Annotated in this window: 19 protein-coding genes; 10 read left to right on the plus strand and 9 right to left on the minus strand. The window is 65.4% G+C overall.

All coding sequences use genetic code 11. The features are described from left to right. The first annotated feature begins 70 nt into the window (after positions 1 to 70). Both JN531_RS13295 and JN531_RS13300 read left to right on the plus strand, forming a co-directional pair. A complete protein-coding gene (locus tag JN531_RS13295) occupies positions 71 to 1,189 on the plus strand; it encodes a GGDEF domain-containing protein (protein WP_228349342.1) in 1,119 nt (372 codons plus the stop codon). Positions 1,190 to 1,232: 43 nt separating this feature from the next. Next, positions 1,233 to 3,065, plus strand: coding sequence for a monovalent cation:proton antiporter-2 (CPA2) family protein (locus tag JN531_RS13300; protein ID WP_228349343.1), 1,833 nt, complete (start codon positions 1,233 to 1,235; stop codon positions 3,063 to 3,065). A 20-nt stretch (positions 3,066 to 3,085) separates the two neighbouring features. On the opposite strand, the gene JN531_RS13305 is transcribed toward JN531_RS13300, so the two are convergent. Both JN531_RS13305 and gloB read right to left on the minus strand, forming a co-directional pair. Then, positions 3,086 to 4,141, minus strand: coding sequence for a transglycosylase SLT domain-containing protein (locus tag JN531_RS13305; RefSeq protein WP_228349344.1), 1,056 nt, complete (start codon positions 4,139 to 4,141; stop codon positions 3,086 to 3,088). A gap of 37 nt (positions 4,142 to 4,178) precedes the next feature. After that, the gene (gloB, locus tag JN531_RS13310) at positions 4,179 to 4,958 is read right to left on the minus strand and encodes a hydroxyacylglutathione hydrolase (protein ID WP_228349345.1); all 780 of its coding nucleotides are present in this window, start codon (positions 4,956 to 4,958) and stop codon (positions 4,179 to 4,181) included. Between the two features lie 41 nt (positions 4,959 to 4,999). Between gloB and JN531_RS13315 the strand changes: the two genes are divergently transcribed. Genes JN531_RS13315 through dnaQ form a run of 3 tightly spaced genes read left to right on the plus strand, consistent with a single transcriptional unit; the run spans position 5,000 to position 6,976 of the window. Beyond that, complete coding sequence (locus JN531_RS13315; RefSeq protein ID WP_228349346.1) at positions 5,000 to 5,767, plus strand: class I SAM-dependent methyltransferase; 768 nt, start codon at positions 5,000 to 5,002, stop codon at positions 5,765 to 5,767. Beyond that, on the plus strand, positions 5,764 to 6,210 hold the full coding sequence (rnhA, locus tag JN531_RS13320) for a ribonuclease HI (RefSeq protein WP_228349347.1): 447 nt from the start codon (positions 5,764 to 5,766) through the stop codon (positions 6,208 to 6,210). Before JN531_RS13315 ends, rnhA begins: the two co-directional genes overlap by 4 nt. Positions 6,211 to 6,241: 31 nt before the next feature. Further along, on the plus strand, positions 6,242 to 6,976 hold the full coding sequence (gene dnaQ, locus JN531_RS13325; RefSeq protein ID WP_228349348.1) for a DNA polymerase III subunit epsilon: 735 nt from the start codon (positions 6,242 to 6,244) through the stop codon (positions 6,974 to 6,976). Positions 6,977 to 6,979: 3 nt separating this feature from the next. Here the strand turns inward: dnaQ and JN531_RS13330 are convergent, their stop codons facing one another. Both JN531_RS13330 and JN531_RS13335 read right to left on the minus strand, forming a co-directional pair. After that, positions 6,980 to 7,918, minus strand: coding sequence for an ArsR family transcriptional regulator (locus JN531_RS13330; protein ID WP_228349349.1), 939 nt, complete (start codon positions 7,916 to 7,918; stop codon positions 6,980 to 6,982). 93 nt (positions 7,919 to 8,011) lie between these two features. Next, entirely contained in the window at positions 8,012 to 8,923 is a 912-nt protein-coding gene (locus tag JN531_RS13335) for a hypothetical protein (RefSeq protein WP_228349350.1), read from the minus strand. A 392-nt stretch (positions 8,924 to 9,315) separates the two neighbouring features. Between JN531_RS13335 and fadB the strand changes: the two genes are divergently transcribed. The 3 genes from fadB to JN531_RS13350 all read left to right on the plus strand — a co-directional run bounded on the left by fadB (position 9,316) and on the right by JN531_RS13350 (position 15,426). After that, a complete protein-coding gene (gene fadB, locus JN531_RS13340) occupies positions 9,316 to 11,466 on the plus strand; it encodes a fatty acid oxidation complex subunit alpha FadB (RefSeq protein WP_228349351.1) in 2,151 nt (716 codons plus the stop codon). A gap of 120 nt (positions 11,467 to 11,586) precedes the next feature. Further along, positions 11,587 to 12,750, plus strand: coding sequence for an acetyl-CoA C-acyltransferase FadA (gene fadA, locus JN531_RS13345; protein WP_228349352.1), 1,164 nt, complete (start codon positions 11,587 to 11,589; stop codon positions 12,748 to 12,750). A 315-nt stretch (positions 12,751 to 13,065) separates the two neighbouring features. Further along, positions 13,066 to 15,426 carry an amidohydrolase family protein gene (locus tag JN531_RS13350; protein ID WP_228349353.1) on the plus strand — a complete coding sequence of 787 codons (2,361 nt, stop codon included), beginning with the start codon at positions 13,066 to 13,068 and terminating at the stop codon, positions 15,424 to 15,426. Here JN531_RS13350 and JN531_RS13355 read toward each other — a convergent pair whose 3' ends face one another. Further along, complete coding sequence (locus JN531_RS13355; protein WP_228349354.1) at positions 15,427 to 16,698, minus strand: hypothetical protein; 1,272 nt, start codon at positions 16,696 to 16,698, stop codon at positions 15,427 to 15,429. Beyond that, complete coding sequence (locus JN531_RS13360) at positions 16,695 to 16,937, minus strand: hypothetical protein (protein ID WP_228349355.1); 243 nt, start codon at positions 16,935 to 16,937, stop codon at positions 16,695 to 16,697. Before JN531_RS13360 ends, JN531_RS13355 begins: the two co-directional genes overlap by 4 nt. Positions 16,938 to 17,120: 183 nt before the next feature. Between JN531_RS13360 and JN531_RS13365 the strand changes: the two genes are divergently transcribed. Beyond that, positions 17,121 to 18,269 carry an acyl-CoA dehydrogenase family protein gene (locus JN531_RS13365; RefSeq protein ID WP_228349356.1) on the plus strand — a complete coding sequence of 383 codons (1,149 nt, stop codon included), beginning with the start codon at positions 17,121 to 17,123 and terminating at the stop codon, positions 18,267 to 18,269. A gap of 29 nt (positions 18,270 to 18,298) precedes the next feature. Here the strand turns inward: JN531_RS13365 and JN531_RS13370 are convergent, their stop codons facing one another. Continuing rightward, on the minus strand, positions 18,299 to 18,922 hold the full coding sequence (locus JN531_RS13370) for a hypothetical protein (protein ID WP_228349357.1): 624 nt from the start codon (positions 18,920 to 18,922) through the stop codon (positions 18,299 to 18,301). A 117-nt stretch (positions 18,923 to 19,039) separates the two neighbouring features. Beyond that, positions 19,040 to 19,753, minus strand: a complete 714-nt coding sequence (locus tag JN531_RS13375; protein ID WP_228349358.1) for a carbonic anhydrase family protein — start codon at positions 19,751 to 19,753, stop codon at positions 19,040 to 19,042. Positions 19,754 to 20,106: 353 nt separating this feature from the next. Here JN531_RS13375 and rnk point away from each other — a divergent pair, with 353 nt between their 5' ends. After that, entirely contained in the window at positions 20,107 to 20,526 is a 420-nt protein-coding gene (gene rnk, locus JN531_RS13380; protein ID WP_228349359.1) for a nucleoside diphosphate kinase regulator, read from the plus strand. Positions 20,527 to 20,574: 48 nt separating this feature from the next. Here rnk and JN531_RS13385 read toward each other — a convergent pair whose 3' ends face one another. Beyond that, positions 20,575 to 21,339, minus strand: coding sequence for an enoyl-CoA hydratase (locus tag JN531_RS13385; protein ID WP_228349360.1), 765 nt, complete (start codon positions 21,337 to 21,339; stop codon positions 20,575 to 20,577). Positions 21,340 to 21,390: the final 51 nt, after the last annotated feature.

Raw genomic sequence — 21,390 nt, forward strand, 5'->3', positions numbered from 1 at the left:
AAGGAAGGCGTTTCCGGAACTGACGGCGTAGGGCTTGCAGGGGAGGGAACAGGTCCCAGGGAGAACACCGATGCCTGCACCCAGCGCCATGATGCCCGCACTGCCATTCGCCCTGCCGAAGTCCGTTCCGACCCACTGGCTGGCGGCGTTTCGTGCAGCCTATCTGTCGGTGGCGTGGTGGGGGGCTGTGGTCGCGCTGCTGATGGCGCAGACACCGTTCAACAGTCCGCTGGTGCTGACGCTGGCCGGGTGTGGACTGTTGTCACTGGTTGGTCTGCTGACGGTCTCCGAAGCTGTCCGCTCACGCCTGTTCCTGTGGTCGCTGCTGGCATTGGCCGCGGTGGGGACCCTGGCCCGGACCACGCTCAGCGCCGAGGCCTCCGGGCTGGCGGTGGACCTGATCGGGATTCTGGTGGTGGCCGGTGTCGTACTGGGCGATCTGCGGGCGACCGAAGCCGGCACCCGGACCATGCTGGCGCTCGCCGCAGGATTGGTGACGCTGGCGGCGGTGACTGCGGACTCCCAGGTGTTGGCCCTGCAGGCCGGATTGTGGGCGTCAACACTGATGCTGGTGGTGGCGCTGGTGATGCGGTTGCAGCGCCGGACCGACGCGAGCACCCATGCCCTGTTCGATGCGACTCGTCAGGCGGCCATCACCGACCCGCTCAGCGGCTTGATGAACCGCCGCGGTTGGGAGGAGCACGCAACCCGTGCCTATGCCCAGGCATTGCGCGAACGCCGCCCCTTGACCGTGGCGATGATTGACGCCGATCACTTCAAGGCCATCAATGACCGTTATGGACACGCGGCAGGGGATGCGGCCATCCAGTGGCTGGCCGAGCATGTGCGAATGCTGACCCGACGCCCGCTGGACCTCTCCAGTCGCTTCGGTGGCGAGGAGTTTGCGGTGCTGTGGTACGACTGCGGAGCTGACGAGGGGCAGCATCTGGCATCGCAATTGCGCGAGCAGGTCGCGCTGCGACCGATGCCGTTCGGCCACTTCAACATTCCGGTGACCGTCAGTATCGGCTTGTGCCAACTGACCCCTGATGCCGGGCAGTCGTTGACGCTGGCCCTGGCCTCTGCCGATGCCGCGCTTTACGCCGCCAAGGCGTCCGGGCGTAATCGCGTCGCCAGCAAGTGTTATTTGCCACGCGAGATGCCGACCACCGCCTCCGCGACCGTCTGAAGTCCTCGCGTAAACTCGCCCGAAGCATCGGGGAGAGCGAAGCATGGCAGTGGAAGCGCAGGGAGGGGATTTGCTGCGGGTGGTGGCGCTGCTGGGCGCCGGGGTGGTGGCAGTGCCCCTGTTTCGGCGTCTCGGTCTGGGTTCGGTACTCGGGTATCTCGCCGGCGGTCTGGTGATCGGTCCGTTCGGGCTGGGCCTGTTCTCTGACCCGGAAGCGATCCTGCACATCGCCGAAATCGGCGTCGTGATGTTCCTGTTCATCATCGGGCTGGAGATGCAGCCGGGGCGACTGTGGAACCTGCGCCGACAGATTTTCGGCCTTGGGGTGATGCAGGTCTCGCTGTGTGGCGCCCTGCTGACGGCAGTCGGCATCGGCATCCTCGGGTTGCCGCCTCCGACTGCTTTCGTAGCGGCCCTCGGCCTGACACTGTCATCCACCGCGATGGTGATGCAGTTGCTCGATGAGCGCGGCGAGAGCGCCACGCCGCCTGGTCAGAAAGTGGTGTCCATCCTGTTGCTGGAAGACCTCGCGATCGTGCCCCTGTTGGCCCTGGTGGCATTTCTGGCGCCAGCCGGTGATGCCGATGCCGGCGCCTCGCGCTGGGGGGGCGTGCTGATCGGACTGGGCGCGGTGGCTGGGCTGGTGGTCGCCGGCCGTTGGTTGTTGAGCCCGATGTTCCGCGTTCTGGCGGCCGCGCGCGCGCGCGAAGTGATGACCGCTGCGGCGCTGCTGGTGGTGCTGGGGTCGGCCTTGCTGATGCAGTGGGGCGGTCTGTCGATGGCGATGGGTGCGTTTCTTGCCGGCGTACTGTTGTCGGAGTCCAGTTTCCGTCATCAACTTGAAGCCGATATCGAGCCATTCCGCGGGATCCTGCTGGGCCTGTTCTTCCTGGGGGTCGGCATGTCGCTGGACCTGGGTGTGTTTGCCCGCCACTGGCCCTTGTTGCTGGGCGGCGTGCTGGCATTCAAGCTGCTGAAGGGCGCGGCGGTCTATGTCGTGGCGCGCCTGACGCGCGCACAGCATCGCGATGCGATGCATCGCGCGCTCACCATGTCGCAGGGGGGCGAGTTTGCATTCGTGTTGTTTGCCGCCGCCGCCGCCGCCGGCCTGTTCAATGTCGAGCTCCACGCCCTGCTGACCGCCATCGTGATTCTGTCGATGGCATTGACGCCACTTGGCATGCTGGCCCTGCGCTGGCTGGCGCCCGAGCCGGATGACAGTCCGTCAATGGACGGTGTCGACGTCGCCAATGATCTCCACGGGGACGTGTTGATCGTCGGATTTGGCCGCTTTGGTCAGGTCGCCAGCCAGTCGCTGTTGGCTCGCGGGATTGATGTCACCATCATCGACATCGATACCGAGCGGATCCGTAATGCAGCCCGCTTCGGTTTCAAGGTGTATTTCGGCGATGGCACCCGTCTGGACGTGCTGCATGCCTGTGGTGCCGATCGGGCCAGTGCCGTGGCGGTTTGTGTCAATGATCAAGCGGCAGCCAGCCAGATCAGCCAACTGGTGCGTCACAGTTTTCCGCAGGCCAAGGTGCTGGTGCGGGCCTTTGATCGCCAGCACGCGCTGACCTTGATCCAGGCCGGTGTTGACTTCCAGATTCGGGAAACCCTGGGCTCGGCCATGACCCTCGGTGAGGCTACCCTGAAGGCCGTCGGGGTTCCGGCAGCCGAGGCAGCCGAGATTGTCGACGACGTCCGTCGTCGTGATGCCGAGCGGCTCACACTGGAGGTTGCGGGGGGTATCGGCGCCGGGCGCGATCTGCTGCATGGCAATGCGCCGGTGCCGGCGCCGCTGACGACACCCCGTCGCAGCGCCAAGGCACTCAACGATGCCGCAGCGCAGGCCACCGGTGACGCGACGTCCTAGGGCCCGGTATCGGGCGGGGGTCAGCTGGCGCCGTGTTCGATCAGCAGACGCCGGCCGGGTCGCAGCACACTGTCGGGCCGAATGCGGTTCCAGGCGCAGAGCGCCCGAACACTGACCTGATGGCGACGGGCGATCAGCCACAGCGAGTCGCCCGGCGCCACCACCACCACCTTCTGACCGGGTGTCGGGCGGGCGGGAAAGTGACTCTTCGCCAATGTCGTGCGCAGTCGCTCAGCTTCGGCCTCCGGCAGTAGCACGAAGGGCTTGCCGGTGGTATTTCCGAGATCGAGCAGGCCCGGGTTGTATTCACGGACCAGTCCGCGGTCCACACCCGCGGCATCAGCGGCGGCGGCCAGGTTTACCGGCTGTCGCAGCGTCACGATCTGTCCAGCTTGGTGATTGGCGATGGGGGGGAGCGTGATGCCGAAGCGTTCCGGCTGCTTGACCAGCAGGGCGAGGCCCAACAGGCGCGGTACATGCTCGCGGGTCTCGCGGGGCAGCGTCAGGTCCCAGAAATTCCGGCTGTCGGCCGCACGCAGGGCCTGTCGGAGCTTGCCGCGGCCGACGTTGTACGCCGCCAGCGCCAACAGCCAGTTGTCGAAGCTATCGTGCAGATTATGCAGGTAGGTCAAAGCAGCACGGGTGCTCGCGACGACGTCGCCACGGGCGTCGTAGTTGGATGCGGCCGACAGCCCCATTGCCGAACCTGTGCCCGGAACGAACTGCCAGAGCCCGCCAGCGCCACGCTGCGACCGCGCCTGGGCGTCGAAACCGGATTCGACGGCGGGTAGCAGCGCGATCTCCAGTGGCATGTCCCGGAGCTCCACGGCTTCGACGATGTACCAGAGAAACGGCTCGGCGCGCGCCATCATCTGTTCGAATTGCAGCGGGTGCTGGGCATAGTGGCGTGCCCAGGTCACGGTCTCCGGTTGTTCCGGATCGACCATGCGCATGCCGGCCGCGATCCGCGGCCAGATACTCTCATCGGTCGAGCCGTCGGCACGTGCCACCCCACCGTAAAGACACGTCAGTGCCAGGGCCAGCATGGCGCCGACCCACCCCAGTCTTGTTGTCATGCCGGTACGGTACCCAAGCGCTTGCTGGCGGGCAATCTCAGTTCGGGCGAAAGCCGTCCTTCCAGTGGCGCAAGGCGGCGAAGGCGCTGATGCTGTCGGTGACCGTTCGCCCGGTTGCAGCTGCGGCTGCAGCGCGGACAGCCGGCTGATCACATCGCAGGAAGGGGTTTATGGCGCGTTCGCGGGCTAGCGTTGTCGGCAGGCTCGGTTCGCCGCGCGCCCGCCGACGTATCACTTCGGTCTGCCAGTCAGCGACATCGGTATTGTCCGGCTCGACGGCGCGAGCGAATTGCAGGTTGGCGAGGGTGTACTCGTGGGTGCAGGCGATGCGGGTGGCGGCGGGATAGGCATCGAGTCGCTGCAGCGATGCGTGCATCTGCGCCGGTGTGCCCTCGAACAGGCGACCGCAGCCGGCCGAGAACAGGGTGTCACCGCAGATCAACCAGCCGTCGATGGCATACCCGATATGCCCTAGTGTGTGGCCGGGCAGGGCGATCACGTCGGCAGTACCGACGACCAATGGCAGGCGCTCGCCGCCCGCCAGGGGCTGCGTCAGCATCGGAATGCGCGCAGCTTCCGAGGCCGGGCCGTAGACCGGAATCTCGTGATCGTCACGCAGGGCGTCGACGCCGGCGATATGGTCCGGGTGCCAATGGGTGATGAGGATGGCGTGCAGTTTCAGTCTTTGTGCGGCCAGTGCAGCCGCCACCGGCGCGGCATCCCCCGGGTCGACGATGACCGCATCATGGCTGTCGTCGTTGCGGCGCAAGCACCAGACGTAGTTGTCGCTGAGAATCGGGATCGGTTCGGCAATCATGGCGGTATCATGGGCCGAAGCCCCCGAGCGTCTCAAGCCGCATGCCCCGTCAACCCGTCCGTCCCCTGCATCGGATTACCCGTGCCGCCCACGCGCGCTGGTGGGCCACCCCTCGGGCGCAGCGCCTGGTCGGGCTGTCCCGGACGGCGCTGGCAGAGCGGTTGCCCGATGTCTTCGGGCGGGAGTTGCTGCAGATCGGGTGCTGGGGTGGACACGTGATGGTCGACGCGGCGGCGACCCTGCACCGGGCGGTATTGGGTGCGCCGCTGTCGGCCGGCGCCCAGGCCTGGATGGAGCCGGAGGCGTTGCCGTTGCCGGCCGACAGCATTGACGGGGTGCTGTTGCCGCACACCCTCGAGTTCTGTGGCTCCCCGCACCAGGTTCTGCGCGAGGTTGATCGGGTGCTGAATGATCGTGGCCAGCTGTTCATTCTGGGTTTCAATCCGTGGGGTTCCAGCGCTTGGCGCAGTCGTTTTCGCTGGCCGCGCCAGCGGCCGCCTGACGGTATCCGCCTGACCCGGGTCGGACAGCTCGAGGACTGGCTGGCACTGCTCGATTTCGAGGTGACCGAAGTGCATCGATTCAGTGCCGGTTTCCCGTGGTTGCTGCCGTCCAGTGATGGCGTCACCGTCTGGTGGCGCTGGCTGCTGCAGCCGTTTCAGGAGGTTTATCTGCTCAGTGCCCGCAAGCGAAAGCTGCCGATGAATTTGCTGCCGCGCCCGCAGCGGGCGCAGCCGCGGTCCCTGATCGGTGCGCCGGTGGCCCGCCGTGACGCCAACTTTTCCCGTGGGGACGATTCAGCTGCATGAACAAGACCGTGGTGATACATACCGATGGCGCCTGCAAGGGCAACCCCGGCCCTGGGGGCTGGGGCGTGCAACTGCGCTACGGCGAGCATCAGCGCACGCTCAGCGGCGGCGAGGCGGCAACCACCAATAACCGGATGGAGCTGATGGCCGCGATTCAGGCGCTGGAGTCGCTGCGCGAGCCGTGCACGGTAGAGCTGCATACCGATTCCACTTACGTGATGAAGGGTATTACCGAGTGGCTGCCCGGCTGGAAGGCCCGCGGTTGGCGCACCGCCGGCAAGCAGGCGGTGAAGAATCAGGACCTGTGGCAGCGACTCGATTCGGCCCGCCTGCGGCACCGGGTCGATTGGCGCTGGGTCAAAGGACACGCTGGCGATCCCGGCAACGAGGCAGCGGATCGTCTCGCCAACGAGGGCCTTCTCAAGGCCCGTAACGGCGCCTGAGCCGCCGCCACTTCCCAGCGGACTTCGCACCATGCCCGTCCCCCAGCATCGCCAGATCGTGCTTGACACCGAAACCACCGGCCTGGAGGTGGAGCAGGGACATCGGGTAATCGAGATTGGCTGCGTCGAACTGCACCGTCGGCGGCTGACCCGCAACGACTTTCACCGGTACGTGAACCCTGAACGCGAGATCGAGGCGGGCGCGGTGGATGTTCACGGCCTGACCAATGCGTTTCTCGGCGACAAGCCCCGGTTCAGCGAGATGGCGGACGAGCTGTGGCGGTATCTCGAAGGTGCCGAACTGATCATCCACAACGCGCCCTTCGATGTCGGTTTTCTCAACATCGAGTTTGCCCGCGCCGGGCGCGAACAGAAGCTGGAAGACATCTGCACCATTACCGACACCGTGGCGATGGCGCGCAAACTGCTGCCGGGGCAGCGCGTCAGCCTGGATGCCCTGTGCAAACGCTACGGCGTTGACAATTCGACACGCGACTTCCATGGCGCCCTGCTGGATGCCCGGTTGTTGGCCGACGTCTACCTGGCGATGACCGGGGGGCAGTCGCGGTTGGCACTGGATGATCAGGGCGGCGACGGGCGGCAGCGCTCGCGGTTCGTCGAGCTGCTCGACCCGCCAGCGCGACCGTTGCCGGTGCATCGCGCCACCGACCAAGAGTGGGTGGCGCATCGGGCTCGGCTGCAGGCGATCCACCAGAAAGGTGGCTGTCGCTGGGCGGACGACCTGGGGGAAGCAGTCGAGGATTAAGCGTCAGCGTTTCCGCGCCACCTGTATCGCCTGAGCCGTGATGACCTCGAAGTAGGGTGGGCGCGTCTCGCGCGAGGTGACCCGGCAGCTTTCCACTTTCAATCCGGTTGCGCCCAGTTGCTTGCGAAGGGTTTCGACGCCGACACCGAGGTTGAGGTGATCGTAGGCCGCCATCGCTGCTTCATGGCGATGCGACTTCAGCGCCGCCACCACCAGCCGGCCACCCGGCGCCAACAGACGCGCCGCTTCGCCAAGGACGCGCTCAGGGGTCTCGGTATAGGCCAGGGCGTGGAGCGCAAACACGGTGTCGAAACTGCCGTCATCGAAGGGCAACGCATGCATGTCGCCCTGATGGAACGTCACGTGAGGAAACCCGCTGAGGCGACGCTCGCCGGCCGCGATGACGGTCGGGCTGATGTCGACACACGTCACCATGTCGGCCTGCTCGGCCAACAGTTCAGCAAGCACGCCGTCGCCGGAGGCCAGGTCCAGCACCCGGCCGGGACGGATCAGGCCGATCATGGCGCGAGCGGTGGCCTCCCAGGTGCGGCCTGGCGAATAGTGCAGATCCATTCGGCCGGCCACCGACTCGGCCCAGGTCTGGCCGTGCTTTCGGGCCCGGATACATTCTTCCGCGCGCTCGCGATCGAGCCGGGTCTGACCGTCATCCAGATCGGCGCGCAGGAGTTCCCAGACCGGTAATGCTTCGCCGGCCCGGCTGGCACAGAACATGGCGGCACCGCCGGTGCGCTGGTCTTGCACCAACCCCGCCTTTCGCAGCCGTGACAGATGGGTGGAGATGCGCGACTGGGCAAGGCCGGTGATGTCCGTGAGTTCGGCCATGGTGAGCTCGAACTGCTCCAGCAACAGCAGCAGCCGCAGCCGACTGGTATCGCCCAGGAGCTGGCAGAGGTCAGTACTTTGTTGAAGGGACAGGGTCATGGCGGCGGCGATTGTCCCCGGCCGCCACGGCCAGCGCAAACGGTCAGGGATCCGGGTGCCATGCCGCTCGATAGCGGCGTGGCACGTCGGGGTTCAGGTGTTGCCGTCTGTCGGTGGCGGTGCGGGCGGGGCTTCGGCAGCCCGCTTGCGCTTGCCGCGACTGGTGGCGAGAAAGGCACGCGATTCCAGATTGGGCCGCAGCGATTGCACTGCGGTGACGGTTTCGCGGGCTCGGGTGCGCATGGCGGCCGCGACCTGGCGTGCCTGCGTCTGCGCCGCAGTGGTCTCGCGTTTGACCGTCGATTGGGCGCTGGCGACCCGATTCTGCACCGAGGTGCGGGCGCGGTCTGCTGTGGCCTTGGCCTGGGTGCGGGCCTGAGCCAGCGTCGTTTTCGCCTGGGTTCGGGCCGCTTCGGCGCGCGCCTTCACGTGGGTGGCGGCCCGGCTGGCGGGAGAGGCAGCCTTGGCGGCGGCAGCCGGCTTCGCGGCTGCGGCGGCAGGTTTGGCGGCGGGTGCGTTGGCCTTGGCCGCCGGCTTTGCGGCGGGCTTCGCGGCCTTGGCCGGTGCCTTCGGCGCGGGCTTCGCCTTCGATTTGGCGGATGCAGCCGGCTTCGCTGCGGGCGTTTTGGCCGTCGGCCTGGCCTTGGCAGCCTTCGGCGCGGCCTTGGCAGGCGCCTTCTTGGCCTTGGGGGCGGCCTTCGGCTTTGCCTTGGCAGCAGCCGTCTTTGGCTTTGCTGCCGGTTTGGTCTTCTTGGCCGGTTTGGCGGCGGTCTTCACTTTGGCGGCGGCCTTGGGTTTTGCGGCCACCGGTTTGGCCGCAGCCTTGCGAGCGGTTGCGGGCTTGCTGGCCTTGGCCGGGCTGGCCGATTTCGGCTTGCTCGCAGGCTTGTTCGCTGCGGATGGGGCAGGGGACATGCCGCGAGCGCGCTTGGCGACGGACTCCGCGGCCTTGCGGATGGCAGCCAGCGGGCTACGGCTCTTTGAAGCGGTTTTTGCGGCAGGCATGGTGTTGGGTCTCCCTGATCAGGTGGCGCTCACGCAGAAATCATTCAGCAACGGCAGCGGACAGCTCACGACGGGGGCGGAAGACGGGAGGAGACACCACTGCGCCGGGCGACGGCGATGGCAGCCGTCGTCCCAAGGTCGTGCGCGGGTTCCCCTAGCCTGCAACCCCTTGACTTTCTCCCTGTCAATATTGCAGGAGCATAGGAAGCTGCCTTCCCCCTGTCAAAGGGATACGGGTAGTGGGCTTTTGGCGGGGGCTGGCAGCCACGGGTATCATCGACAGGCTATGCACTTTCTGGTGGCGCGGTGGACCGAGGGCCTTCGACGGCACCCCGGTCAGATCCTGGCGCTGAATTTCGCTATTCCCACATCCCCAATCCCGAGGTGATTCCATGTACGAAGGAAAATCCATCCGTGTGACGAAGCACGACGGCGGCATCGCCGAACTGTGCTTCGACCGCAAGGACGAGTCCGTCAACAAGTTCGACCAGCAGACGCTGGGCGAGCTACGTGACGTCGCGGCGGCCCTCGCCGCAGACAGCAACCTGAAGGGGCTGGTGGTGACGTCGGCCAAGAGCGTCTTCATCGTCGGCGCCGACATCATGGAGTTCGGTGCCAACTTCCAGCGCCCGGAGGACGAGATTGCCGCCTGGGGGCTGAAGGCCAACGAAATCTTCAATGCCATCGAGGATCTGCCGTTCCCGACCGTGAGCGCGGTCAACGGCATTGCCCTTGGCGGCGGCTTCGAGATGGCGCTGTCCACTGATTACCGGGTGATGAGCGAAACCGCCATGGTCGGTCTGCCGGAAACCAAGCTGGGCATCATCCCCGGCTTTGGCGGCACCGTGCGTCTGCCGCGGCTGATTGGTGCCGACAACGCCATCGAATGGATCGCCGGTGCCAGCCAGAACAAGCCCGCAGCGGCGCTGGCGGTCGGCGCCGTCGATGCCGTGGTGAAGCCCGAGAAGCTGTTTGACGCCGCTGTCAGCCTGGTCAATCAGGCCAATGCAGGCCAGTACGACTGGAAGGCGCGCCGCGCCCAGAAGACTGGCCCGCTGAAGCTCGACATGATCGAGCAGATGATGGTGTTTTCCACCTCGGAAGCCTTTATCGCCGGCAAGGCCGGCAAGAACTATCCGGCCCCGGTTGCGGCCGTCAAGGCGATCCAGAAAGCGGCCGGCAAGGGCCGTGACGATGCACTGAAGATCGAGGCCGCGGCCTTTGCCAAGCTGGCCAAGACCACGGTGGCCGACGCCCTGATCGGGCTGTTCCTCAACGACCAGTTCCTCAAGAAGACGGCCAAGGCGCAGATGAAGGGCGCCATCGAGATCAAGCAGGCGGCAGTGCTGGGCGCCGGCATCATGGGCGGTGGCATCGCCTACCAGAGCGCGGTCAAAGGCACGCCGATCATCATGAAGGACATCGCCGATGCGGCGCTGGACCTGGGCATGGGCGAGGCCAACAAGCTGTTGTCGAAGCAGGTGGCACGCAAGAAGCTGACGCCCGAGAAGGCCGGCGCGATCCTGTCGACCATCCGTCCGACGCTGAACTATGGTGATTTTGGCAACGTCGACATCGTCATCGAAGCGGTGGTCGAGAACCCCAAGATCAAGAAATCGGTGCTGGCCGAGACCGAAAGCCTGGTCAAGCCCGGCACCATCATCGCCTCCAACACCTCCTCGATTTCGATCCAGGAGCTGTCCACCGCGATGAAACACCCCGAAAACTTCCTCGGCATGCACTTCTTCAACCCGGTGCACCGGATGCCGCTGGTAGAGGTGATCTACGCCGACAAGACGTCGAAGGAGGCCATCGCCGCCACCGTGTCGCTGGCCACCAAGATGGGCAAGACACCGATCGTGGTGAAGAACTGCCCGGGCTTCCTGGTCAACCGCATCCTGTTCCCGTACTTCGGTGGCTGGCTGGCACTGATCCGCGACGGTGCCGATTTCGTCGCCGTCGACAAGATCATGGAAAAGTTCGGCTGGCCGATGGGCCCGGCCTATCTGCAGGACGTGGTCGGCATCGACACCTCTCACCATGTCGGTGACGTGCTTGCCGAAGGCTACCCGGACCGCATGGGCAAGACCTTCGAGACCGCGCTGGATGTGATGTACGAGGCCAAGCGCTATGGCCAGAAGAACGGCATCGGCTTCTTCAAGTATTCGACCGACCCCAAGGGCAAGCCGAAGAAGGAAGTGGCGCCGGATACCTATGAGCTGATCGGCAAAGTGCAGCCCAACGGCAAGCAGGACATCAGCGAGGAGGACGTGATCGACCGCCTGATGCTGCCGATGATCATCGAAACCGTGCGCTGTCTTGACGAGGGTATTGTCGGCTCGCCGCAGGAAGCCGACATGGGTCTGATCCTCGGCATCGGCTTCCCGCCGTTCCGCGGTGGCGCACTCAAGTACGCCGACACCCTGGGCATGAAGACCGTGCTTGAAAAAGCCGCCAAGTTCGCGCATCTCGGCAAGCTCTATGAGCCCACCGAGTCGATGAAGAAAATGGCCGCCGACGGCACGACTTACTACACCAAGTAAACAACTGGGAATCGGGAATGGGCAATCGGGAATCGTGGAGGCATCAAGCATGCCGCTTCCGGATTCCCGCCGATGCCCGCCCGATTCCCGATTCTCAATTCTCGATTCCCGGAGATACAAATGACGACCGAAGTCGTAATCGTTGATGCGGTCCGCACCCCGATGGGCCGTTCCAAGGGCGGCAATTTCCGCAATGTGCGCGCCGAAGACCTGTCCGCCCATCTGATCCGCGGCATCATGGCCCGCAACGAAGCCCTCAAGCCCGCCGATGTCGAGGACGTGGTCTGGGGCTGTGTGCAGCAGACCCTGGAGCAGGGCTTCAACATCGCCCGCAACGCGGCGCTGCTGGCCGGCTTGCCGCAGACCGTGCCGGGGCAGACGGTGAACCGTCTTTGCGGGTCCTCGATGAGCGCCATTCACATTGCCTTCGCCAGCATCCAGGCCGGCATTGGCGATACCTACATCTGTGGTGGTGTCGAGCACATGGGCCATGTCGCCATGACCCACGGTTTCGACGGCAACCCGGCGATGAGCCTGGTGAGCGCCAAGGCCGCCGCGATGATGGGCCTGACCGCCGAGATGCTGACCCAGACCCACGGCATCAACCGTCAGCAGCAGGACGAGTTCGCGCTGGCCAGCCACCGGAAGGCCGTTGCCGCCAACCAGAGTGGCGCCACCAAGAACGAGATCCTGCCGCTCGGTGGCCACGATGCTGACGGCGCCCCGGTGATGGTGGACTGGGACGAAGTGGCGCGTGCTGACGCCAGCCTTGAAGGCCTCGGCGGTCTGCGCCCGGCATTCAACCCGAAGGGGTCGGTGACTGCGGGGAACAGCTCGGCGATCTCCGACGGCGCCTCCTGCGTGCTGGTGATGAGTGCCGACAAGGCCAAGGCGCTGGGCCTGAAGCCGATGGCGCGCATCGTTTCGGTGGCGGCCGCCGGGTGCAATCCGTCGATCATGGGGATCGGCCCGGTGCCGGCCACCCAGAAGGCGCTGAAGCGGGCCGGTCTGTCGATCGACAACATCGACTACTTCGAGCTCAACGAAGCCTTTGCCGCGCAGTCGCTGGCGGTGATCAAGGACCTCAAGCTGACCGAGCGCATGGACCGAATCAACCTCAAGGGCGGCGCCATCGCCCTCGGCCATCCGCTCGGCTGCTCCGGTGCCCGTATCACCGGTGCGCTGGCGCACGTGCTCAACGAGCAGGGTGGCCAGTTCGGCGTCGCCACCATGTGCATCGGCATGGGGCAGGGTGTGGCGACGGTGCTCGAACGGGTGCACTGAACCGGGATCACGCTCGGTACACGGGGCGGCCTGCAAAGGCCGCCCTTTTTTTGTGCCAACAGGGTTCGGGTATCGGCGCCGAGCGGTTCAGAGAGGGCATCGGGCGCGAGCTCGGTGTGCGCGGACTGACGACCACCTGAGTCGACCGCGTGTTCATCCGCCATCGCATTTCGATCGGTCGGGGTAGGTCGGATTTACCGATGTCACGGGAACGTAATCGCACTATCGTCCGCGCTTCATTTCGACCGTGGACGTCGCGGACTCGCTCGCGACCCGTCATCTATGCCTGCAGCCCGCTTCGCCGTTCGTTCCCTGATGGCCGCCTCCCTGGTGATGCTTGCCGCCTGTGACACCTCGTCACCGCTGTCCTTTGGTGGTGACGCTGCGGGCGTCCAGCCGCGCAGCATCTATGCCCCGGCCAATGGCTGCTACAGCCTGAAGTCGGATGCTGGTGTAGTGGCACTGACACCGGGTGGTGACGGCTACACGCTCAGTGATGCCACGGGCGACGCCGTCGGCTTCTACTTCAAGCCGACGCGCCTGGGCGCGTACGTGCTGATGTCCGACTACCAGCGTGCGGCGGGCGAGTACGGGCGGAAGTCGGTGCTGGGCATTACCGACCCGGCCGGCGAGTTTCTCGACACACTCGGCAATTTCGTCGGCGAAGTCGGCCTGCTGGTGGCGGGTGTCGGCGACATGAGTGAGTTCCTGCTGGATCTTGTCGAGCCCGGTCCCGGCCCGATCCGTGATATCGGCGACAGCGTCGGCGGCATCGGCGGGGGACTCGGCGACATCAATGTACGACCGCGGCTCGGCATGGTCGACGATGCCAACGATCTTGCCGAATGGAACCTGCTGCCGGCGGATGACGGCCGCTTTTCGCTGACCTCGGCGGTCACCGGCCAGCGGTTGGCGGCGGCACAGGGGATGCTCGGTTTGACCGATGCCGTGACCGCCGGCATCGAGACCGCGTTCGCACTGATCCCCGCCGAGGGGTGCGTGGAGTACCCGGAAGTCAGCCTCAATGCCGAGGTGGTGGATGCCCGTGGCCCGGCAACGCGCTTGCTCGAGGTGCCGTTGTTCCGCGATGGCCCGGGCGCCGACCAGCTCGACGACGACGACGTGTTCGGCTACATCGACGCCCACTCGCACATCACTGCGTACGAGTTCATCGGTGGTCGCGTCAACTATGGCGATCCGTTCCACAAGTTCGGTGTCGACCATGCCTTGCACAACTGTGCTGAAAACCATGGTCCGCAGGGGCTGCTCGGCGTGGTTGAAACGGTGACCACCGGGGGCTCACCGGTGCATGAGACCGAGGGCTGGCCGAGCTTTCCGTACTGGCCGCGCCACAACTCGCTGCAGCATCACCAGAGCTATTACCGCTGGATTGAGCGTGCCTACCTCGGCGGACTGCGGCTGCTGGTGAACCACTACACCGGCAACGAGGTGCTGTGCCAGCTGAACCCGCAGAAGCAGAATGCCTGCGACTTCGAGGAGAATTGGCGGTTGCAGTCGCAACGCATCAACGAAATGCAGGACTACATCGACGCCCAGCACGGTGGCCCGGGCGAAGGCTGGTTCCGCATCGTTGAAAGCCCTGCCGAGGCACGTCGGGTGATCGCCGACGGCAAGATGGCCGTGGTGCTCGGGATCGAGATCTCCAAGCTCTTCAATTGCGGCGAATTCCTCGGCGTTGCCGAATGTTCACGCGAGGAGCTGGTAGAGCGACTGGATGCTGCCTACGACCTCGGGGTGCGTCATATTTTCCCCATCCACAAGTTCGACAATGCGTTCGGTGGCGTGGTGCCGGATGAGGGCCTGGGGATCGGCACCGTGCTCTACGTCGGCAATCTGGCTGAGACCGGCACGCCGCTGCTCTATGAACAATGCCCGGAAAGCTTCGCCGACGATTCCGCCGGTTCGCCGGATGCCGCCAACCCGCTGGGGATCGTCGATCAGCTGATCCGCCAGCTGGAGTACGTCAATGGTCAGTTGAGCCAGGCGCTGCCGGTGCCGCCACTGGTGCCGACCTCCGAGCATGGACTGTGCAATCTGAAGGGGATCACCGAACTCGGCCAGTTCCTGGTGCAGGAGCTGATGCGCCGCAACATGATCATCGAAGTGGACCACAGCGCTCGCGCCGTGATCGACCGGATTCTCGAAACGGCCGCCAGCAATGGCTATCCCGGTATCACCAGCAGCCATGACTGGCTGTATTCGGAGGCGCTGCTCGATCGCGTGGTGGCCCAGGGCGGCACCATCAGCCGCTTCGCCAGCGCCCGTGCCAACTGGGTCGACAAGCTGTTGAAAGCCGAAGCGCGGCCCGCTGCGCATCAGGTGGGCGGGCTGGTGACCACCGGCATGGCCTCGGATGTCAACGGCATCGCCTCGTTGCCCGGCAACAGTGGCGATGCCGAAACGCCGCTGTATCCCTTCACCTCGGTGGACGGTCGGGTGACCTTCGACCAGCAGGTGACCGGCGATCATGCCTTCAACCTCTACGATGGCCGCGGCGTCGCTCACTACGGGCTCTACCCCGACCAGATCGCCGACATGCAGCGTTTCACCGACGACCGCACGCCGGCGGAGATCAACACGGCGCTGCGGTCGCTGTTCTCCTCGGTCGAGAGTTATCTGCGCATGTGGGAGGCCACGGAAGCCTGGGGGCGCTGATCAGCGCCCCGCGGGGGGCGCCACCAGTGCGCTGATGCGTTCGCCGAGGCCCTGTGCGTCGGCCGCCGACTGCAGCCGCGTTCGCGCGCCCTGGCTCATGCGTCCCCAGGCCGGCGTCAGCAAGGTCCAGGCATCGGCGGCCTCCAGTGCCGGCACCAGCGACTCGATCACCGCTGGCGGCGCCAGGCCGAGCAGGGCGATCATGTCGATGCGAATGTCGCTCGGCATTCGCTGGATCAGGTCGATCAGTTCCGGCCAGCATTGGTGATCGGCCGCCGCGTGGGCCACCTGCAGCAGCTGTTCGCCGTCCAGCCGTGAGGCCACCGCGGCGCAACGGGCGCGCCCGTCTTCTTCCATCAGCCGGACCAGCGGCAGCAGGTCGCCCCACACCTCATCGCGGCTTGCGGCCCGCAACACGTCGGACAGCATCTCCGGCGTCTGCACCGCAGGCAGATTGGCGAAACGCGCTCGCGAAGTTTCATTCATGTCGGCCAGCAGCGGCAGCACATCCCCCCAGAGATCGTGCGCCTGCACCGAGCTCACCATGCTGGTAAGGATGGTGGCGTCCTGGCTGGCCGCGAGGTCGGCCAGGCGGCCCCGAACCTCCGGGCTGAGGTGCTGCATCAGCCCGAGGGTTTCCGGCCACAGGTCATCAGCGGACGCCGCAGTGCGGATCACCGACAGGATGCGGTCTTCCGGCAGGTGCTCGACGATGGCGTCGAGCCGCGCTTTGTTCTCGGCGAGAAAGGCGGTGTGCAGCAGATCGGCGTCGTCTTCCAGCGATGCCACCACCGCAGCGATCGCCTCGTCGGTGATGATGTCGACGAAGCGCCCCATGGTGACGTGTTCGTCGCGCTCGGCCAGATGGATGGCGACCTCGACAATGAGATCGACATCGATCGCCCGGATCAGCGCCCGCGAGCGTTGCGGGTCCAGATGCAGGCAGACCTCGGTGAGGAACTCGGCCGGCAGCCGCTGGGCAATGCCGACGCCGCGTTTGACGTCCATCTGCCCCGCGACGCGGGCCGCCAGCAGCGGCCCCAGCGCATGTTCCGCCACCAACGCCAGCACCGGCACCGGCAGCAGTCGGGAGGCTGCCACCACCCGCTTGAAGAAGGCCTCGTCGTCGGCAAAGGCGGCGTGGGTGGCCTGCTCGCGCAGTGCACGGATGGCCTCGGGTGTGGTCTTGGCGAGCATCGACAGTTGGGCTGGATCGACATCCAGCAGTCGGGCCAGCTTCAGTGTCTCCGCCTGATGCGCCAGCCGGCTCATGACAGCCCCTCGGGAAACAGCATGCGCCGCACCGTACCCCGGGCCAATCCCGGCACATGGCGCAGGGCGCGTTCCAATGCCTGTTTGAGCTGGGTCTGCTGCTGCTGACGGGCCGTCTTGATGAGGGCGGCAAGTTGCCGCAGTTGATCGCCGTCGAGGTCGTACAGTGCCTCCGGCGGGGTGTCGCGCAGCACCGATGTCAGGTCTTGCCAGCCGGCATTGTGTTCAGCCTGGCTCATGCGAACCCCCGGACGTTCAGGGCCTGTCCGGTCTCGGCCAGAGGCGTGGATGACATCGGGTACTCTCCCTGTTGTGTGTTGTGCCCAGAGCATAGACCACCGACGTCACCCTGCGGTTGGACGAGGTCGCCGGGCGACCGGGCTGCCAGACTGCCGTCACCGAACCTCATTGAGCCTGCCCCCATGTTTGACGTGACCGATTCCGAGCTCGCCGACTGGCGCGCCACCGTTCGCCGCTTTCTCGCCGACGAAGTGACCCCGCACTACAACGACTGGGAACGCGAGGCCCTGGTGCCGCGCGAACTCTATCGCCGCATGGGCACAGCCGGGTTGTTGTGTGCCGACGCGCCCGCGGCTTTTGGCGGTGCCGAGGCGCCCATCGCGTTCTCGTTTGCGGTGGCCGAAGAGGCCGCGCGTCTGGGCTACATGGCCCTGGTCACCAACCTGATGATGCACTCCGACATCGTCGCCCCCTACATCGCCCATTTGGGGACAGAGGCACAGCAGCAGCGCTATCTGCCGCGCATGATCAGCGGTGACTGCTTCGGCGCTCTGGCGATGACCGAACCCGGCACCGGTTCCGACCTGCAGGCGATTCGCACCCACGCCTTGTCGGACGGCGAGGGCGGTTACCGCCTCAATGGCGCCAAGACCTTCATCACCAACGGACAGCATGCCGATGTGGTGATCGTCGCCACCAAGACCGACCCCAAGGCCGGCGGCAAGGGCATGACCCTGTTCCTGGTCGACACTGACCTCCCGGGCTTCCGCCGTGGGCGCAAGCTGGACAAGATCGGCATGCATGCCGCCGACACCTCGGAGCTGTTCTTTGACGATGTCCCCCTGAAGGCGGACGCGGTGCTCGGCCGCATCGGCGGCGGCTTCGGTCACCTCATCGACGAGCTGCCGCGTGAACGTCTGATGCTGGCGGTGGCGGCGGTCGGCCACGCCGAGGGCGCCCTGCAGCGCACCATCGACTACGTCACCCAGCGCAAGGCCTTCGGCCAGCCCATCGCCCGTTTCCAGAACACCCGTTTTGAACTGGCCAAGGTGAAGACCGACATCGAAGTCACCCGTGCGTACTACGAGAAGTGCTGCCGTCTGTACACCGAGGGCAAGCTCAACGTTGAAGCGGCCGCCATGATCAAACTGGCCACCAGTGAAATGGAGAACCGGGTCATGGATGCCTGCCTGCAACTGTTCGGCGGCTACGGTTACATGAGCGAATACCCGATCTCCCGCGACTGGGTCGATGCCCGGGTGCAACGCATCTATGGCGGCACCAACGAGATCATGAAGGAAGTGATTGCGCGGGGGCTGGTCGGACGATAGGTAGGGCGGGCCGATCGCGAATCGTGCCTTCAGGGGCCGGCCAGCCCCAGCAACAGAACGTGCGCTGGCAGGTACAGCACCACTGGAAAGCCGATCAGCGTCACCGCCAACCATAGGTGCGGATGCATCCAGGTCTGGGGCGCTTCGTCGGAGAGTCCATGCACGTAGTTGATGTTGACGGGGCGGCGATCATCACGTGGCGGCGGTCCCGGGAGCCAGCGGTAACTCACCAGCAGCAACACGGTGGCGATGGCAATCCACAGAGGCAGTGCGCGGGGGTCGTAGCCCATCCGCAGCACCAGTGCCAGCAGCAGCAGGGGCAGCCAGCCGTGAAACAGGGACAGGCCGCGCAGGAAGCGTGATTGGCGGCTGTCGAACATGTAGTCGGTCATGCCGGTGAGACGGCGGCCCAGCAGGTGGGCACTGAAGTCCAGCAGCCAGAAGGCCTGGGCGACGAGGATGCCGACCGCGGCGATGGAAATTGGCAGTGGGTGCTCGGTCCACAGTCCCACCCAGGTGAGTATCAGGGCAACGTCACAGAAATAGAGGAAGTTGGTCCAGCCGTAGGCGCGCCAGTACACCGGGACCAGCACCAGCATGAAGGCACTGTAGGCCAGCTTGAGCCAGAGCGGCAGTAAGGGGTCGGTCAACATGACCGCATGATACGTGCGCCATCACCCCGAGCGGTGCATGGCCGGACACGGAAAAGCGGCGCCGGCCGGGTGGCCGGGCGCCGCGTTGTCGCTGCCAGACAGTAGCGATCTGAGCCCCTACAGGCTGCTCTTGTCGATCTTCTTGTCGTCGAAGAAGGTGACTTCGCCGGTTTGCACGTCATGCATCGCACCGATGACGATCAGTTTGCCGTCGTCGACAAGCTGGCGAAGGATCGGGCTGCGCTCGACGATATTCCTGACGGTCAGGTCGACATTGGCGTGCGTCACGTCGTCGACGAATGCCTTGTTCTTCGAGTTGCGCACGTCGTGACGGTGGCCCACCGAATAGACCGCTGGTGCGATATTCGACAGGGTGCTGGTGAGGTTGCCCATTTCGACGTTGTCGCAGGCACCCTTCACCGCACCGCACTCGGTATGGCCGAGTACGACGATGACCTTGGAGCCGGCCACCGCGGTGGCGAATTCCATGCTGCCGAGGATGTCGGAGTTGATGAAGTTGCCGGCGATGCGCACCGAGAAGATGTCACCAACGCCCTTGTCGAAGATGATCTCGTGGGGGACTCGCGAATCGATACAGCCGAGCACCGTGGCCATCGGATATTGGCCGGTGGAGGTGGTCTTGATCTGTTCGAGGAAATTCCGTTCCACCGGCGTGTTCGCCAGAAAGCGCTGATTGCCCTCTTTCATCAGTTGAACTACTTCGGCGGGGGTCAGCTTGGCTTGTGCTTCGGCATCCAGGGGTACCGTCAGGTCGCGCGCGGTGGAAGCGGTCGAGAATGCCAGGAGAAACGCCAGAAAACAGGTTTTCATGTTGGAGGCCGAGAGTGGGTTCGGCAACCACGGTAGGGGCGGCCCCCGGAGTGAGCAATCAAATTAATGTGGTGTTCATGAAGCCTTCATTCGGGGTTTATTCGAAGCCCGCCCGTGGCAGGAATGGACGCGGCTGGCAGCCGGTTGATTGACAGTTCCGGGACACGGACCGATGATCCTGGAATGCGCTCTCGTAAATGCCCTCCTCTTCTGCAACGGCCCCGCGGCCCTGTCATCGCAGAGTTCTGAGCCCCGCGTCTGACCCCGGTCGGCGTCGGGGCGGTTTCCTGATACCACGCTGATCCGGCTCGCCTCTCGGCCGCCGGCCACCGGTTCCCTTTTCGAGAATTGCCATGACTCCGAAGTTCGCGTCACGCGACGGCTTGCCGTCGCTCATCCTCAACGACACCCATTACGAACGCCTGGTGGCGTTGGCGGAGCAAGCGCGACAGCAGGCGCCCGACGTGGCGTCCTACCTGTTGGCTGAACTGCATCGTGCCCGGCTCTGCCAGCAGGCGGAGATGCCTGATGACGTGGTTGACCTGCATCGGCAGGTTGACTACCAGGATCTCGGCACCGGCGAACGGCACTCGCTGCAGTTGGTGTGGCCGGCGGATGCCCAGTCTTCAGCCCGGCGCGTGTCGGTGATCAGCCCCATCGGCGCTGCCCTGATCGGGTTGTCTGTGGGGCAGGTGATCCACTGGCAGCTTCGCGATGGGGGTGCCCGGCAACTGAAGGTGTTGGCAGTGCGGTCGGCGGCCGCAGTGGCCTGACACCACCGCGATCCGCCGGCCCGGTTGCCGTCGCCCCACAGCCGCCCGCTAGAACGTTGAAAAGTCGGGCTTGCGCTTCTCGGCGAAGGCGGTGAAGGCCTCGCGGGCTTCCGGCATTTTCAGCATCGGCATGAAGTAGCTGCCTTCGACGTCAATGGCGTCCTTGACAGTGTCATGCCGCCATTTGCGCATCAGCATCTTCGTGACTTTCATTGCATTGGGCGGCAGGGCAGCCATCTGCAGGGCTTTGGCGCGGGCATGGGCTTCGACCTCGGCGTTCGGCAGCACCGCATTGACCAGGCCAACCTCATGGGCATGCTGGGCAGTGAACGGCTCGCCCAGCATCACCAGTTCGGCGGCGCGCTGGTGGCCCATGATGCGCGGCAGCAGGTAGGTGGCGCCGTACTCGGGACAGAAGCCGAGCGCGGCAAAGGGCATGCTGAACTTGGTCTTGTCGCCGGCATAAACCAGTTCGCAGTGCAGTAGCAGGGTGACACCGACGCCGACGGCGATGCCGCAGGGTGCGGCCACCACCGGCTTTTCGAACGCGAACAGGGCGCGCATGAAGCGCGATACCGGGGTGTCGGTGCTGGTCGGCGGGTTGTTCAGGAAGTCGCCCATGTCGTTTCCGGCGCAGAAGCAGTCGACCTGACCGGCCAGTAGCAGGACCCGCACCTGCGGGTCTTCATTGGCGGCATTGATGGCATTGGCGAGGGTGTCGTACATCGGCCCGGTGAGGGCGTTTTTCTTGTCGGGACGGTTGAAGCGCAGGGTGGTCACGCGGTCGGCGTGTTCGATCAGGATGTCGCTCATGGACAGGTCTCTCATGGGGAAGTCGGCAGCGCCCGCGGCGCGAGGCGCAAG

The organism is Flagellatimonas centrodinii (assembly GCF_016918765.2).
GTDB lineage: Bacteria > Pseudomonadota > Gammaproteobacteria > Nevskiales > Nevskiaceae > Polycyclovorans > Polycyclovorans centrodinii.

Bases quoted from the DNA above. Each gene is read 5' to 3' on its own strand.
- JN531_RS13355 (WP_228349354.1), bottom strand. From the start codon at position 16,698: ATGAGCCGGCTGGCGCATCAGGCGGAGACACTGAAGCTGGCCCGACTG.
- JN531_RS13330 (WP_228349349.1), bottom strand. From the start codon at position 7,918: ATGACCCTGTCCCTTCAACAAAGTACTGACCTCTGCCAGCTCCTGGGC.
- fadB (WP_228349351.1), top strand. From the start codon at position 9,316: ATGTACGAAGGAAAATCCATCCGTGTGACGAAGCACGACGGCGGCATC.
- rnhA (WP_228349347.1), top strand. From the start codon at position 5,764: ATGAACAAGACCGTGGTGATACATACCGATGGCGCCTGCAAGGGCAAC.
- JN531_RS13370 (WP_228349357.1), bottom strand. From the start codon at position 18,922: ATGTTGACCGACCCCTTACTGCCGCTCTGGCTCAAGCTGGCCTACAGT.
- JN531_RS13385 (WP_228349360.1), bottom strand. From the start codon at position 21,339: ATGAGCGACATCCTGATCGAACACGCCGACCGCGTGACCACCCTGCGC.
- JN531_RS13305 (WP_228349344.1), bottom strand. From the start codon at position 4,141: ATGACAACAAGACTGGGGTGGGTCGGCGCCATGCTGGCCCTGGCACTG.
- fadA (WP_228349352.1), top strand. From the start codon at position 11,587: ATGACGACCGAAGTCGTAATCGTTGATGCGGTCCGCACCCCGATGGGC.
- JN531_RS13350 (WP_228349353.1), top strand. From the start codon at position 13,066: ATGGCCGCCTCCCTGGTGATGCTTGCCGCCTGTGACACCTCGTCACCG.
- JN531_RS13365 (WP_228349356.1), top strand. From the start codon at position 17,121: ATGTTTGACGTGACCGATTCCGAGCTCGCCGACTGGCGCGCCACCGTT.
- JN531_RS13315 (WP_228349346.1), top strand. From the start codon at position 5,000: ATGCCCCGTCAACCCGTCCGTCCCCTGCATCGGATTACCCGTGCCGCC.
- rnk (WP_228349359.1), top strand. From the start codon at position 20,107: ATGACTCCGAAGTTCGCGTCACGCGACGGCTTGCCGTCGCTCATCCTC.
- JN531_RS13360 (WP_228349355.1), bottom strand. From the start codon at position 16,937: ATGAGCCAGGCTGAACACAATGCCGGCTGGCAAGACCTGACATCGGTG.
- JN531_RS13300 (WP_228349343.1), top strand. From the start codon at position 1,233: ATGGCAGTGGAAGCGCAGGGAGGGGATTTGCTGCGGGTGGTGGCGCTG.
- JN531_RS13375 (WP_228349358.1), bottom strand. From the start codon at position 19,753: ATGAAAACCTGTTTTCTGGCGTTTCTCCTGGCATTCTCGACCGCTTCC.
- JN531_RS13295 (WP_228349342.1), top strand. From the start codon at position 71: ATGCCTGCACCCAGCGCCATGATGCCCGCACTGCCATTCGCCCTGCCG.
- gloB (WP_228349345.1), bottom strand. From the start codon at position 4,958: ATGATTGCCGAACCGATCCCGATTCTCAGCGACAACTACGTCTGGTGC.
- dnaQ (WP_228349348.1), top strand. From the start codon at position 6,242: ATGCCCGTCCCCCAGCATCGCCAGATCGTGCTTGACACCGAAACCACC.
- JN531_RS13335 (WP_228349350.1), bottom strand. From the start codon at position 8,923: ATGCCTGCCGCAAAAACCGCTTCAAAGAGCCGTAGCCCGCTGGCTGCC.